The organism is Anabaena sp. 4-3 (genome assembly GCF_001597745.1).
In the GTDB taxonomy this organism is placed as follows: domain Bacteria; phylum Cyanobacteriota; class Cyanobacteriia; order Cyanobacteriales; family Nostocaceae; genus Trichormus.
The window spans coordinates 91,863-106,668 of the sequence record NZ_LUHJ01000024.1 but is presented as its reverse complement, the minus strand read 5'-3'; the positions used below and the strand labels follow the sequence as shown (position 1 = coordinate 106,668).

Annotated in this window: 13 protein-coding genes and 2 tRNA genes; 7 read left to right on the top strand and 8 right to left on the bottom strand. The window is 43.9% G+C overall.

Going from position 1 to position 14,806, the window contains the following annotated elements:
- Nucleotides 1-221 precede the first annotated feature (221 nt).
- Entirely contained in the window at nucleotides 222-1,970 is a 1,749-nt protein-coding gene (gene recN, locus A3775_RS06510; RefSeq protein WP_066424286.1) for a DNA repair protein RecN, read from the top strand.
- A gap of 5 nt (nucleotides 1,971-1,975) precedes the next feature.
- On the opposite strand, the gene A3775_RS06505 is transcribed toward recN, so the two are convergent.
- Entirely contained in the window at nucleotides 1,976-2,356 is a 381-nt protein-coding gene (locus A3775_RS06505) for a type II toxin-antitoxin system HicB family antitoxin (RefSeq protein WP_066376670.1), read from the bottom strand.
- Nucleotides 2,322-2,597 carry a type II toxin-antitoxin system HicA family toxin gene (locus A3775_RS06500; RefSeq protein WP_197480100.1) on the bottom strand — a complete coding sequence of 92 codons (276 nt, stop codon included), beginning with the start codon at nucleotides 2,595-2,597 and terminating at the stop codon, nucleotides 2,322-2,324. The genes A3775_RS06505 and A3775_RS06500 overlap by 35 nt, the downstream gene beginning before the upstream one ends.
- A 173-nt stretch (nucleotides 2,598-2,770) precedes the next feature.
- Between A3775_RS06500 and A3775_RS06495 the strand changes: the two genes are divergently transcribed.
- Nucleotides 2,771-2,842: transfer RNA gene (locus tag A3775_RS06495), tRNA-Lys, on the top strand.
- Between the two features lie 142 nt (nucleotides 2,843-2,984).
- Here A3775_RS06495 and A3775_RS06490 read toward each other — a convergent pair.
- Nucleotides 2,985-3,791: a tetratricopeptide repeat protein gene (locus A3775_RS06490; protein WP_066424285.1), complete on the bottom strand. Its 807-nt coding sequence runs from the start codon at nucleotides 3,789-3,791 to the stop codon at nucleotides 2,985-2,987.
- 138 nt (nucleotides 3,792-3,929) lie between these two features.
- The gene (gene ruvB, locus A3775_RS06485) at nucleotides 3,930-5,030 is read right to left on the bottom strand and encodes a Holliday junction branch migration DNA helicase RuvB (RefSeq protein ID WP_066376667.1); all 1,101 of its coding nucleotides are present in this window, start codon (nucleotides 5,028-5,030) and stop codon (nucleotides 3,930-3,932) included.
- Between the two features lie 153 nt (nucleotides 5,031-5,183).
- On the opposite strand from ruvB, the gene hisF reads away from it, so the two are divergent.
- The 3 genes from hisF to A3775_RS06470 all read left to right on the top strand — a co-directional run bounded on the left by hisF (nucleotide 5,184) and on the right by A3775_RS06470 (nucleotide 6,420).
- Nucleotides 5,184-5,957 (top strand): imidazole glycerol phosphate synthase subunit HisF, encoded by a 774-nt coding sequence (gene hisF, locus A3775_RS06480; protein WP_066376665.1) that lies wholly within the window; start codon nucleotides 5,184-5,186, stop codon nucleotides 5,955-5,957.
- Nucleotides 5,958-6,062: 105 nt separating this feature from the next.
- Entirely contained in the window at nucleotides 6,063-6,254 is a 192-nt protein-coding gene (locus tag A3775_RS06475; protein WP_066376663.1) for a hypothetical protein, read from the top strand.
- A 93-nt stretch (nucleotides 6,255-6,347) separates the two neighbouring features.
- Nucleotides 6,348-6,420 (top strand) — tRNA-Ala (locus tag A3775_RS06470).
- Between the two features lie 84 nt (nucleotides 6,421-6,504).
- Here the strand turns inward: A3775_RS06470 and A3775_RS06465 are convergent.
- The 3 genes from A3775_RS06465 to A3775_RS06455 form a co-directional block, all read right to left on the bottom strand.
- The gene (locus A3775_RS06465; RefSeq protein ID WP_066424284.1) at nucleotides 6,505-7,725 is read right to left on the bottom strand and encodes a M20 family metallopeptidase; all 1,221 of its coding nucleotides are present in this window, start codon (nucleotides 7,723-7,725) and stop codon (nucleotides 6,505-6,507) included.
- Nucleotides 7,726-7,849: 124 nt separating this feature from the next.
- Nucleotides 7,850-8,527, bottom strand: a complete 678-nt coding sequence (bioD, locus tag A3775_RS06460; RefSeq protein ID WP_066376659.1) for a dethiobiotin synthase — start codon at nucleotides 8,525-8,527, stop codon at nucleotides 7,850-7,852.
- Between the two features lie 163 nt (nucleotides 8,528-8,690).
- Nucleotides 8,691-10,385 carry a serine/threonine-protein kinase gene (locus A3775_RS06455; protein ID WP_066424283.1) on the bottom strand — a complete coding sequence of 565 codons (1,695 nt, stop codon included), beginning with the start codon at nucleotides 10,383-10,385 and terminating at the stop codon, nucleotides 8,691-8,693.
- A 1,261-nt stretch (nucleotides 10,386-11,646) separates the two neighbouring features.
- On the opposite strand from A3775_RS06455, the gene A3775_RS06450 reads away from it, so the two are divergent.
- Entirely contained in the window at nucleotides 11,647-12,663 is a 1,017-nt protein-coding gene (locus A3775_RS06450; RefSeq protein ID WP_066376656.1) for a ribose-phosphate pyrophosphokinase, read from the top strand.
- A 69-nt stretch (nucleotides 12,664-12,732) separates the two neighbouring features.
- On the opposite strand, the gene A3775_RS06445 is transcribed toward A3775_RS06450, so the two are convergent.
- Nucleotides 12,733-13,320 carry an HD domain-containing protein gene (locus A3775_RS06445; RefSeq protein ID WP_066424282.1) on the bottom strand — a complete coding sequence of 196 codons (588 nt, stop codon included), beginning with the start codon at nucleotides 13,318-13,320 and terminating at the stop codon, nucleotides 12,733-12,735.
- 249 nt (nucleotides 13,321-13,569) lie between these two features.
- On the opposite strand from A3775_RS06445, the gene mtnA reads away from it, so the two are divergent.
- Complete coding sequence (gene mtnA, locus A3775_RS06440) at nucleotides 13,570-14,595, top strand: S-methyl-5-thioribose-1-phosphate isomerase (RefSeq protein WP_066424303.1); 1,026 nt, start codon at nucleotides 13,570-13,572, stop codon at nucleotides 14,593-14,595.
- Nucleotides 14,596-14,806: the final 211 nt, after the last annotated feature.

Below are 14,806 nucleotides of genomic sequence, written 5' to 3'. Positions count from 1 at the left end.
GGGACTGGGGACTGGGGATTGGGGAGCAGGGGGAGCAGGGGGAGAAAAACTAATGACTAATGACTAATGACTAATGACTAATGACCATTAACTTTTTTGCTACACTGAAATTTGCTTACTAATTTAATGGTAATAGGTGTTGTTAGTAGCCGAAAGATGATGCTTAATGTCTTGTAACGTGAAAATGCTCCGCATCTGCCCCTCAAGGAGAATTTGGCTTGATGTTGCTCTGCCTACGCATAGAAAACTTTGCTCTAATTGATCAACTAGAATTGGAATTTGGCGCGGGACTGAATGTGTTGACAGGTGAAACCGGCGCAGGGAAATCAATTATTTTAGATGCGATTGATGCTGTTTTGGGTGGTAAAGTCTCTAGTCGTGTGATTCGGACGGGGACAAGTCGGGCGATGGTAGAAGGAACTTTTGCCTTTACGCCGCCTTTAGCAGCTTGGTTAACTGAACAGGAAATTGATTTAATAGATGATCACTCGGTAGTGATTAGCCGAGAAATTACAGCGACCTCTAGTAATATCCGCAGTCGATCGCGGGTGAATGGGGTGGTGGTGAATCGTCAGATTATGTCAGGATTGCGCGATCGCTTGGTGGAAATTACCGCCCAAGGTCAAACAGTACAAATCGGACAAGCCGCCCAAGTCCGTGATTGGTTAGATATGTATGGCGGAGACGCATTGATTAAGCAGCGTCAAGTTATCACCACTGCTTTTAGTGCTTATCAACAAGCCCACGCTAACCTAGAAAAACGCCGCACTTCGGAACGAGAACGTTTACAACAACTGGATTTACTCACCTATCAAGTTAAAGAATTATCCACAGCTAACCTCAGCGAACCCCAAGAATTAGAACAACTCCAGCAGGAACGGGAACGCTTAAATCATGTGGTTGATTTGCAACAGATGAGTTACAAGGTTTATCTGGCTTTGTATCAAAACGATGATGAAACCCCAGCCGCTTCCGACCTTTTGGGCGACAGTGAAACCACCTTAAATGACATGGTGGAGTATGATAGCCAATTGCAACCACTGTTAGATTTAATTAGGGATGCTCAAACAGCATTGACGGAAGTAGCACGGCAAATTAATACTTATGGGGAAAGTTTAGAAGCTGACCCCCAACGTTTGCAAGAGGTAGAGGAACGAATTCAGGAGTTAAAGCAGATTTGCCGCAAGTATGGCCCTAGTTTAGCAGATGCGATCGCCTACTATGAGCGCATTCAGGCAGAGTTAGCCGAACTAAATGATAGTGAACAAACTATCGAAACTTTAGAACAGCAAGAACAAATTTGTTTAGCACAACTGACTCAAGCTTGTGCTAAGTTAACTCAGTTACGACAAAAAACAGCCGCTCATTTAGAATCTCGCTTAATTGCGGAACTCAAGCCGTTGGCGATGGAAAAGGTGAAGTTTCAAGTGGAAATTGTCCCCATCGTCCCCACGGCGGCAGGTGCAGACAAAATCACCTTTATGTTTAGTCCCAACCCCGGCGAACCATTGCAACCATTGACAGAAATTGCTTCTGGTGGTGAAATGAGTCGGTTTTTATTAGCACTGAAGGCGTGTTTTACCCAAGCTGATGCAGCAGGAACGCTGGTATTTGATGAAATTGATGTGGGTGTGTCGGGGAGAGTCGCCCAGGCGATCGCCGAAAAATTACACCAATTGAGTCAACACCATCAGGTATTATGTGTGACACACCAGCCATTAGTCGCAGCGATGGCAGACCGCCATTACCGGGTAGATAAGCAGATTATTACTCAAGGTAAAGGTAGTAAAGCTAACAATGGTAGTGCAGAACAGCGTACTGTGGTACGGGTGACGAACTTGGATGATTTGACGACTCGCCGGGAGGAGTTAGCACAGTTAGCTGGTGGTAAGTCAGCCAGTGAAGCGATCGCTTTTGCCGAATCTTTGTTAATTCAAGCTGCTAACCACCGTCGGCAAGAGCAAAGATAAGTAGATTAAGCAACTGCACTCAATAAAAACACAATATATTGATTGAGACTTACACCTTCTCTTTCAGCAGTTTCTGCTAAATGACGATGTAAAGATTTCGGCATTCGCACCAACAACTTACCACTGTAGCTATCATCACTACTGGGTAAAGGAATATTGTCACCAGCTTCATAAGCTGTCTCAATCCACAATTCCCGCGCCTCATTAATATTTGTCATTGTCTCTTCTAAGGTTTCACCTTGGGTGAGACATCCAGGTAAATCTTTAATTTGAGCTACATACCCTGCCTCTGGATCTGGGTAAAGTGTTACAGGGTATGGAAGATTTAAATAGTATTCTAGAGACGGCTTTTCAATCTGCTTGTTCTTCTGGTTCAGTGTCTTCATCAATCCACCCTTCTAAATTTAATAGTTCCACTATTTGCTGGACATACACCCCTTTAACTTTTTGTCCCCCTGTTTTGGGTACAGTAATAGTTTTACCTTGGGAGTCTCGAAAACTATGATGGCTACCCTTAGACCTTTTTTCTTCAAAGCCAAAAGCTTCCAAGAGATAGCGTACATCCTGAAACCGCACTTCTGGAGGCTGCTTGAGAAATTGCTCGACTAATTTTTTGAGTTTGCTCATGCAGCGATAGTATCATATATAGTATCACATCCATGATTAAAATAGCGATGACCTCTGACCAGTGTCGTCAGCAGGAATAGTCTAACTTGATTTTTATTCCCAAGGGGGAAAATAGCTTGTCATTCTCGGCTAGCCAGATTATTATTCTATATAGGCTGTATGCCGATTTTGATGGGTGACTAGCGCAACGGTAGCGCATCGGACTCTTAATCCGCTGGTTCTGGGTTCGAATCCCAGGTCACCCATTAGCTTTTTGAGAACTCAGAATCAGTTAGTAGTAAGGACTTTAGTCCTTATTTGCTCATGACTAAAGTAGGGGCGGGTTCACTAAGATCCTTGTTAATCATTAATCATATCTGTCAACCCGCCCCTACTACCAACTAGCCTTTACTGAATTTTGAGGAATTTATCCAAAGCTGACACCATACTAGGAGGCCAGCGACGGATATTTTTCACCCAGTTCATATCTTTATAGCGGCTATCTAAGCCTGATGCAGCTACCCAGTTACTTTCAGCTTCTCCCTTTTGTCCATTTACCCAGTAAGCGGCGGTGAGGGCAGCACGGACATCAGCAAAGTTAGGATATTTACGGACAATATTTCGCATCTCACGGATAGCTTTGTCTTTCTGTCCAGTTTCGTAGAGACTCAGGGCATAATTGGCACGGGCAAACGCGAAATTAGGGGCAATTTCACAGGATTTCTGATAATCTGCGATCGCTTCTTCCCATTGACCTAAACCAGTTTTGGCATTACCCCGATTGTTATACGCCATTGCGTCGTTCGGGTCAAGTTCTAAGACATGATTATAATCGGCGATCGCTTCTTCCCATCTACCCAACCCTTCTAAAGCTGTACCACGGTTCAAATAAGGATCAGTAACATTCGGGGCTAATTTTATCGCTTCATTGTAATCAGCTAGTGCAGCCTCTAGCTTATTCTGACTCACCCGCGAATTACCTCGGTTACTCCATGCCCCGGCATTCGTGGGAAAATTTTCAATAATCTTTGTCCAATACTTTTCGGCGGTAACGAAATCACCCTTATTTGTGGCTGCAAATGCTAAATTTGCCCACTCATTCCCTTGTTCTAATTCTTCTTGAGTAATTGTAGGTTGTTGGGTTTGTGCCATGACTGGTGTACCCCAGCCGAACACAAGTAACAGACTGAGAACAATACTAATTAACTTCAACATTTTCACTTATCGGTGTGAGTGGGGAGTAGGGATTAGGGACTGGGGACTGGTGACTGGGTAAGTCAACCATGATTTTTATTAATCTTCCTTGTCTCCCATGCCCAGTGCATCGATGCCCAATGCCCCATGCCCCATACCCTATAGTAAAGATAACTGATCATTCGGTGGTGTAAAGCCCATGTGTTTGTATGCGGCTTTTGTCGCTATTCGTCCACGGGGAGTCCGGCTAAGGTAGCCAATTTGCATCAGGTAGGGTTCGTAGACTTCCTCAATGGTTTGGGTATCTTCCCCAGTAGTAGCAGCAATCGTTTCTAAGCCTACAGGGCCACCATTAAATTGTTCTATAATTACACTGAGCATCCGGCGGTCTGTCCAATCTAAGCCGCAGGGGTCTACTTGAAATAGTTCTAAAGCCTCGGCTGCAACGTCTTGGTTAACTTCGGGGCAGGATTTCACCTCAGCGTAATCACGGACACGTTTTAGTAACCGATTGGCAATTCTTGGCGTTCCCCGTGAACGACGGGCAATTTCTGTTGCACCATCGTTAGTCACTTGGGTTTGCAGTAACTGAGAACTCCGCAGGACTATTTTACTGAGTTCGTCTACTTCATAAAAGCGCAGTTTTTGAACTAAGCCGAAGCGATCGCGCAGTGGAGAGGTTAAAGCCCCGACGCGGGTTGTCGCTCCCACTAGGGTAAACTTGGATAGGGGCAAACTCCGAATCCTGGCACTAGCACCTTTACCCACGGTAATATCTAGGCGGTAATCTTCCATTGCCGGATAGAGAATTTCCTCTGTCATGCGTGAGAGGCGATGAATTTCATCGATAAATAAAATGTCACCGGGTTTGAGGTTTACCAGTAGCCCAACAATATCTCTAGGTCTTTCTAAGGCTGGCGCACTGGTGATTTTGTAGTTGACTCCCATCTCCGATGCTAATATCATTGCCATTGTTGTTTTACCTAATCCAGGCGGCCCATACAGTAGCAAGTGATCCAATACTTCCCCGCGTGACTTGGCTGCTTTGATGGCAATCTCTAAAACATCCTTCAGGTCTTTTTGTCCGATATAATCGGCAAATTTTTGCGGCCTGATACTTTCTTCTTGTTTACCTTGTTCATCAACAGCCGCTTCCGGTTGCAATATCTTCTCTTTTGGGGTTGGTTTGGCTGATTTTTGTTGCTGTGGTGGTTTACCGTTGGGTTCTGGAGGCTGTTTTTTCGAGGAGATGATCGCCATAATTCAGCTTGCAACCTTACGTGTAGTTCTGTTTTAGTTCAATCTCCGCCGGATTACTGCAAATAGACAAGCTAGCGAAGATTTTCGGCGGGAAATACCCACATCAATTTACAATTTAAATTCCGGACAATTACCCAGAAGTGAGAAATTATTATGTTATCTAAAAGAATTTTACCTTGTTTGGATGTGAAGGCGGGACGGGTTGTCAAAGGAGTTAACTTTGTTAACCTGAAGGATGCAGGTGATCCAGTGGAATTAGCCAAGGTTTACAACGAAGCTGGGGCGGATGAGTTAGTGTTTCTAGATATTACAGCTACTCATGAAGACCGGGGGATTATTCTGGATGTGGTTTACCGGACTGCTGAACAGGTGTTTATTCCCCTGACTGTGGGCGGTGGGATTCAATCCTTAGAAAATGTTAAAGCTTTGTTACGAGCCGGGGCAGACAAGGTTAGTATTAACTCTGCCGCAGTACGTGACCCTGACTTGATTAATCGGGCAAGCGATCGCTTTGGTAATCAGTGCATAGTTGTTGCGATTGATGCTAGGCGCAGAATTGATCCTGAAAATCCAGGTTGGGATGTGTACGTGCGCGGAGGTAGGGAAAATACAGGCTTAGATGCCTTACTTTGGGCGCAAGAAGTCGAAAAACGCGGCGCAGGAGAGTTGCTGGTGACAAGTATGGATGCTGACGGAACTCAAGCCGGTTATGACATCGAGTTAACACGGGCTATTGCTGAAGCGGTGGAAGTTCCAGTCATTGCATCTGGTGGTGCGGGTAATTGTGAACACATCCATACTGCTGTGACGGAAGGTAAGGCAGAAGCGGCGTTATTGGCATCTCTTCTCCATTACGGACAGTTAAGCGTGGCGGAAATTAAGAATTATTTGCGCGATCGCCACGTGCCAGTACGTTTGTACGCTTAATTCTAAAGCCATTATAGAGATTCATTCACATCTACCTCCGGTTGAATACAGTTCTGAAAAAGGGTGTTAGGATAAGTTTACAAGTATGAATAAATATTAAGAAATATGTTGATTCCTATTTTGTTATTTGATGTCGCACTCGTGGCGTGGTCTCTGCACCTGATGGAGAAAGCAGTTGAGAATAAAGAATTTTCTCTCATGTTGGCGGGAACGTTGGTCGCCCTAGCGGCTGCCGCGATGTTAGTGGTTTACTTTCTCATGGGGCATTGTATGAGCTATTTTTTACAAATTAGATAATCCGTATAGATTAGTAAAGGCGATCGCTCAGATTTCACAAAAATAGCTTGACAAACATCATAGGAATAAGATAATATTAGATACTGATCGCGTGGGGTTATAGCTCAGTTGGTAGAGCGCTGCAATGGCATTGCAGAGGTCAGCGGTTCGAACCCGCTTAGCTCCATCTATCAATGAAATCATCTTTTCAGCTTGTAAATGGAAGCACAATGTTTCCGTCTCGGAAATATGATGCTTCCATTGTGGGTGTTCATAAAAACTGCTCCACACAACGCACAAATATCTCAACCCCCATAGCCAAAGCAGTCTCATCAAAATCAAAACGGGGATGATGGTGGGGATAAGCTAAATCTTTGTCTGGGTTAGCTGAACCTAGAAAGAAATAGCAACCAGGAACTTCTTGCAGAAAAAATGACATATCTTCACCGCCCATAGTTTGGCATTCTGGTACTACACCTACAGGTGTTTCTACTATTTCTTCGGCAACCGATCGCACCAATTCTGCCATACTATGATCATTAATCACTGGCGGATACAGTGAACGATATTGAAAATCATACTCCGCCCCATGACTTTGACAAATGCCACTAATAATCTGCTCTATACGCTGTGCAAAGAAACCTTGAAACGCTGGGTTAAAATATCTAACAGTTCCTTTTAAGGTGGCTGTATCAGCAATCACATTATGAGTTGTACCCGCATGAAGTGCGCCTACAGTCACCACTGCTGAGTCAAGGGGGTTAACATTCCGCGCTACTATGGTTTGTAAGGCGGTGACAATTTGCGCGGCAACTACTACAGAATCCACTGTTTGATGCGGGATTGCACCATGTCCACCTTTGCCGACAATTGTACAATCGAATAACTCCACAGCCGCCATCAACGCACCAGAACGAACTCCCACCGTTCCCACTGGCAAATTATTCCACAGGTGCAAACCGATAATCGCATCAACATCAGGGTTTTTGAGTACCCCAGCTTCTATCATCGGTTTTGCTCCTCCTGGCCCTTCTTCCGCAGGTTGGAAGATAATTTTTATAGTACCAGCAAAATCCTGACGATGCTGTTGTAAATAATAAGCTGTTCCGAGAGCGATCGCAGTATGTCCGTCATGCCCGCAAGCGTGCATTACCCCATCATGTTGTGAACAATAGGATACTTGATTTAGCTCTTGAATTGGCAAAGCATCCATGTCTGCACGAATTGCCAAAACACGGGAATCGGGACTGGGTGTTTTTGTGCCTGTGATAGTGGCTACTATACCAGTTTGGGCGATGCCAGTTTGATGCTCAATTCCCCATGCTTGCAATTGGCTAGAGATAAACTCAGATGTCAGCTTTTCTTGAAAACCTAACTCTGGTTTTTGATGTAGTCGTCGCCGCCATTCTACCAACTGTGGTTGCAATGAGCGAATAGCCAAACGCACACGCGATAAGTCAACAGAAGCGGGATGAGGAAAGGTAGAAACCATGACAGCTAACTCCGCCAGAGAACTTAGGTTATTTTCTCAGTTTATCGTTAGTTATTAGTCATTAGTCATTAGTCATTAGTTTCCTCGTCTCCCCAGTCAACAATCAACAATCAACAGTCAACAATCAACATAATGCTTCTAAATCTAAATTTGAAGCGATTTGTGCGAGTTGGTCAAAGTCTGTAAACTTATCTACATAAGGTAAACAGCCTAAGACTGGAATATTGGTAAAGTTTTGAATTAATTCTTTTGGTGTCAAGTCGGCTATTTCGGCATCTGTACGGGGTTGTGTGCAGTTGAGGACAATGCCTTTAAGATTGATCCGTGTTTGTCTGGCTAGGGCGACATTTGCAACTGTGTGACTAATTGCGCCTAACTTGACTGGTACAACCAACACTGAGGGTAAACGCCATTCTCCAGCCAAATCAGCAACGGTTAACTCTTCAGTCACCGGAGAGCCTAACCCGCCTAACGATTCTATTAACAGAATATCATGACGCGATCGCATCTCGACGATTGCTTGCCAAACTATCCCTAAATCCACAGCCCGATTTTCTTTAGCCGCAGCGATGGGAGGGGCTAAAGGTGCTTGAAAGTATAGCGGCGTAATTTCTGCCGGTGATAGTCCTAAGTTAAATAGATTTTCATACCATTCGCGATCGCCTACTCCTGATTGTATTGGTTTCATAATCCCCAAACGGCTTTGAGGATGATGTTTTTGCCAGTAGGCGGCTAAAACAGTAGTTAAAACCGTTTTACCTGCTTCCGTATCAGTTCCAGTAATTAGTAGTTCTTTCAACAAGCTAATTTAAAACTTAATCTAACGAATCTTGATGCTTTTAGTCATCCTAGATATCATACCATAGCAAATTATTCAGGTGCGTCAGATGTCAAAATCTGTTCTTTGTTCACAAATTATCTTGGCTGACGCACCCCACAACAAACTGGCGTTAGTTCTATCAATGTTACGGTGAAATTATCGGTTCGGGGCTAGGGCTGAGGAAGCTATCAGTCGGTGGGTTATTATTCTCCTCTCCTTCAACAGTTGGGGTTGGGGTGGGTGTGAGTGTGAATGTTGGTGTGGGTGTAGGTGTGAATGTCGGCGTGGGTGTAGGTGTAAATGTCGGTGTGGGTGTAGGTGTGAATGTCGGCGTGGGTGGTTTTTCTAAGCCTACATTTAAGCTGTAATCACTTGCAGCTACACCTGTTGACAAAAGTAACTGAATAGTGTATCTACCAGTATTAGGTAATGTGCCTACATAGTTTGTTACTTGCTGGGCTGTACTTTCAATTGATTCTTGACTAGGACTTAAAACTGTCAGCGTTACCCCATCACCTTGTTCCACAGAAGTAGTTAACGTGTCTCCGGCTTCCGCAAAAAAACTATATTGGATAATTTGGTTAGCTTGGATAGTATCTTCAACGGTGGCTGTGTTAGATTCACCCAAATTCAGACGCTTGCTAATGATAACTGGTTCTGGGGTGGGTGTGGGTGTGGGTTCTAACGTAGGTGTAGCCCTAGTCACCACTGGCGAAGGAAAAGTCTGAGGTGGTGGTGTTTCTTCTGGTGAGGGTGTGGATTGACTACGCAGAGAACTGACTAACGCCCAAGAACCGAAACCCGCTAAAATTACCACAGCACTACCAATAGCCCCTAATACCAAGGGGTTATCTAAAATTGAACTACTGGGACTTGGTGGAATTACAGGGTTAGGTGGATTAGGTGAGGCTGGTGGTGTGGGGGGTATATAATCAGGACGACGACCAACCGCTACTGTTTGCAGACGAGAAACATCAGGAGTAGAGACACCAGCAAGAGGTTGATCTAAAATTTGTAATGCTTGAGCAACATCACTAGCGCGTTGATAGCGATCGCTCGGAGTAGGATTCAACATCCGATTGATAATTTGGGCAAACAGTGGATTTACCACTACCAACCTTTGCCAATTCCACGTCAATTGATGTTCATCAAATAATTCCACCGCTTCCTTACCAGTCAGCAAAACTATAGCTGTCACCGCTAACGCATACAAATCACTGCTAGGATAAGCTCTCCCAGTTTGCATCTGTTCACTAGGAGCATATCCTATTTTTCCTACTGTCGTCACTGGCATAGCACTATCAGGAAATTGCAGACGTGTTGCTATTTCTTTGACAACGCCAAAGTCAATCAACACTGGTTTAGCATCGCTATCTCGTAAAATGATATTATCCGGCGAAATATCGCGGTGAATAATGCCCAAACTATGAAGATGGTCTAGTAGAGGTAACAAATCACGCATTAACTGTATTACTTCTGCCTCAGAGAAAGTTTGCCCCATAGCTTGGCGTACAGTCAGCAACTCTCTATAAGTCTTACCAGCAATGTAATCCTCGACCAAAAATAAACGTTGGCCTTCCTCAAACCTTTCTCGGAATTTCGGTACTTGCGGATGTTCAATTTGATACAAAATACTAGCTTCTCGCTCAAACAGTTCCTGTGCCTTCTCCCAAGCAAAAGTTCCTGTAGCTGAGGGAATTAATTCTTTAATTGCACAAGGTTCATGAAAACGCCTTTGATCTTCTGCTAAATAGGTTCTGCCAAATCCTCCTTGTCCGAGAATTTGTATAATGCGGTAACGGTTTTGTAGGACAGTGCCAGTTGGAATAGGTGGTTGCATGATTCATGAATAGAATGTAATGGCAACTGAGGAGGAAGTCTCCCACCAAGATAAATCAAAGCGGCGACAGACAGTTACCTGCGGCGATATTTTACCTTACCCAAGCCACAAAACCTCCAACAACTGCTCCAACAACAAACTTATTTGCAAAACTGAGGTATTGATCAAGCTAGGGAAGTTGCGGAAATTGACCAAAACTTTCTCAACTGAAAAGTCCGCATTTCATGAAAATACGGTTTTGACGGTGTTAATCGCCGTGGTAGAATTCAATCGGTTGAAATCAGTACGGTAGAACAGTAAAAATCTGCCGTCAGCATCAGCCTTTTGTAAGGTTAATAGGGTAACACCTGAAAACCTGAAAAAGTTTTGTCAGGGTAGCAAAAATTTTGGGAACATAACTCAGTAACTTTGATGAGTGGTGAAAATTCGCCACAGATATTGTACTAATCTGGATTCTCGGCTGTATACTCAGTCGGTCAGGATGAGTGCAACCCATTCATCACAGGCTGATGGGTAAGCTGTTGAGCGACTATCTATCAAACAGTCATCGGCTGAAAAAAACAATGGCTTGGACAAGTTTCTCCGTTCAGTTTTGCAGTCACAGCAACTGGCATAAAACAAGTTTAACCCAAGGCTCATCAAGGTAGCTATCAGCCATGAGGATTGATAAATTAACCTGTTTTCCTATTGCGTGTAGAAGAAATAGCAGCCACAGCAGTAATGCCAAGTTGCTATGGCAGAACCGCCAAAGTCATCATTTACAACCTACACAGGTGAAAAGTCAACTCAATTCCTCAAAGGGGGAATTTTTTTTGTAATTTGTCACCAAAAATATAGCCAATCAGTTTATATTATAATTTTGCAACCAGTATTATAACTTCAGTGAACATTCAGATGCCCTCAATATCATTGTTGGTGTAATTTTGAGTTTCCTGAATTTTACTTGTTCAACATCAATTAAGTCGTGAAGGTTTCTCCCTCAGTTAGAATTAAAATGGATAGAAGCTTTATTCTATCAAAGCAAGCTCTGGAAAATTCGGGTTGTTTTCTCATCAATTCAGGTTCAATAATGAGATTAGTTTATGGACTGGGCAGCAGTGAATTCAGTAAGGCTTCGTTGGTCATCAAGACTAGAAAATGGGCAACTAATAGTTTTATTGCGAAAATTTTAGATTAGTTATGAAAGCTGCAACAAAACTCACAAAAGTTTTTCTGAGGCTGATTCAGTTAAATCTACTAAATATCTAATGCTAATATTGCCATGAATGCACTTCGAGGATCTGCTGTGCTCAGTTCTGCAACTTTACAAGTGCAGCCAGCTGCAACAGGACAGACTGAAAATCATCGCCTGCGGCTATTTTCTGGCTCTGCCAACGTACAATTGTCTCAAGAGGTGGCTCGTTACCTGGGGATGGACTTAGGGCCAATGATTCGCAAAAGATTTGCGGATGGTGAAATCTACGTTCAAATTCAGGAATCGATTCGGGGTTGCGATGTCTACCTCATCCAACCATCTTGTCAGCCCGTTAACGACCATTTAATGGAATTGCTGATTATGATTGATGCCTGTCGGCGTGCTTCTGCCCGTCAGGTGACAGCAGTGCTTCCTTATTATGGTTATGCCCGTGCTGATAGAAAAACAGCAGGGCGAGAATCTATCACCGCCAAGCTAGTTGCAAACCTGATTACTCAAGCAGGTGCTAACCGTGTATTGGCGATGGATTTACACGCGGCGCAAATTCAGGGTTATTTCGATATCCCCTTTGATCATGTTTACGGTTCACCAGTCATATTAGATTATTTGGTGAGTAAAGAACTGCATGACATCGTGGTGGTTTCCCCTGATGTGGGCGGTGTCGCACGAGCTAGAGCTTTTGCTAAAAAACTCAATGATGCGCCTCTGGCTATTATTGACAAACGTCGTCAGGCTCATAATGTTGCCGAAGTCTTGAATGTTATCGGTGACGTTAAAGGCAAAACCGCAGTTTTGGTTGACGACATGATTGATACAGGCGGCACAATTGCCGAAGGTGCTAGACTGCTGCGGGAAGAGGGAGCGCGTCAGGTATACGCTTGTGCTACCCATGCGGTATTCTCGCCACCTGCTGTTGAACGTTTGTCTAGTGGCTTGTTTGAGGAAGTAATTGTTACCAATACAATTCCCATTCCAGAAAGCAAACGATTCCCCCAATTAGTCACCCTGTCAGTAGCTAATTTGTTAGGGGAAACCATCTGGCGGATTCATGAAGATACTTCAGTAAGTAGTATGTTCCGCTAGCCAGAAAAAAACTGTCTTTCCTGTTACAGTAATGTCTTAAAAATTATGAAGAATGAAGGTTGAAATTTTTCAGCTTTCATCCTTCATTTTTTTTGGCGATACCAAAAATTCAATTTCTGTAACTACTCTTTCTAATTCTGCTACTACTGGTTGATTACCAGTTTTTTGAAAGGCATCAACCAACGCCCGATAATACCACAAAGTACCATCTTTGCCACCTTGGAAGCGTTGCCAAAGTGACTCACCCAGCAAGCGATAATCTTTGAGTATGGCTCTGGCGTTGTAGAGTTTATCCGATGCTGATACCAGTAGCATTGATGGGGATGCAGTAGCAATATGGGCAATATACGCCTCTTTGCGCTGTCGCCACGGGGGTTTAGGTGTGGTGTCTGAGTCTGTACAACCATCAACAATTGCAGTTACAGTGTCACCAAAACGCCGACGGATTTCTTCGCGGGTGGCTGTGCCGCCTTGGTCTTCTATGGCATCATGTAATAGGGCTGCGATCGCTTCATCTTCGTTAGCTCCATATTCTAAAGCTATACTGGCAACTCCCATTAAATGAGCAATATAGGGAACACCTGAACCTTTGCGCTCTTGCTGTGCATGGAGTTGGTGAGCGTAGATGAAGGCTTGGGTAAAGCGTTCGGAAAGCATAGTTAACTATAAAATTGAGAAACTACTTTACCTAGCGTAGATAAATTTACGAATCGTGATGTGTAGAGCCAGCGTCATGGCTCTAATTAGCTGGTAGAGACGTTGCATGCAACGTCTGTACAATTAGATTTCTACTTTTCCTGAGCAATTGATTCTTGCTGACTTTCCTGAATAGAATAAGCATTGGGTATTGGGAAGACAAGGCACAATTCCTGATACCCAATGCCCTATGCCCCATGTCCAATTCCTATGATTTATCCCGTTGTTTGGCAAAATAACTCAGTATGTCTCATTGATCAAACTCGTTTGCCTAATGAGTATGCTGTTGTAGAAATTAACAGTAGTCAAGAGATGGCGCGAGCGATTAAAACTATGATTGTTCGAGGTGCGCCGGCTATTGGTGTGGCTGCTGGTTATGGGATGTATTTAGGGGCGCGGGAAATTGAGACAAGCGATCGCCAAGAATTTCTCTATCATTTAGATAAGGTGGCAGAGTTATTAGGTTCTACTCGTCCCACAGCAGTAAATTTATTTTGGGCAATTAATCGAATGCTCAAGACTGCCCAAAATACCCCAGGAACGGTAGAAGATATTAAACAAGTTTTATGGCAAACAGCCCAAGCTATCAACAACGAAGACTTGCAAACTTGTCAAGCTATGGGTGATCATGGTTTAAAGGTATTACCCAAATCCCCAGCAAAACTGACGCTGTTGACTCATTGCAATGCTGGGGCTTTAGCTACAGCAGGTTACGGTACAGCTTTGGGGGTTGTACGTTCCGCTTGGCGTGAGGGGCGTTTAGAACGGTTGTATGCTGATGAAACCCGTCCCCGCTTGCAAGGTGCTAAACTCACGGCTTGGGAATGTGTACAAGAAGGTATTCCTGTGACAGTGATTACTGATAATATGGCAGCCCATTGTATGCAGCGTGGTTTAATTCATGCTGTAGTTGTAGGTGCTGATCGCATTGCGGCTAATGGTGATACTGCTAATAAAATTGGTACGTATAGTTTAGCGATTGTCGCTAAAGCACATAATATTCCTTTCTTTGTGGCTGCTCCTTTTTCTACCATTGATTTGGCATTATCTGATGGTAGTCAAATTCCGATTGAGGAACGTAACCCTGAAGAAATCTACCAAGTTGGTGATACTATTCTTACACCTTCGGGTGTGGAATTCTACAACCCGGCTTTTGATGTGACTCCGGCTGAGTTAATTACAGCAATTATTACAGAGAAAGGCGCGTTTCCTCCTGGTGAGTTAGGGGGAGTTTGAACAATTTATCGAATGAACCTAACCCCCCTCACCCCCCTTCCCTACAAGGGAATGGGGGAAGATGTAGTCAAAGATAGTCTCGTAGGGTGCGTCAGACTGATTAAATGCTGTCAATAAATATATTTTTGCTATCTGACACACCCTACTGGTGTGCCAGTGGCGTAAGTCCTGACTTTGTTATCCTGAAGCTAACTCTTGTTTTTGCCTGAAC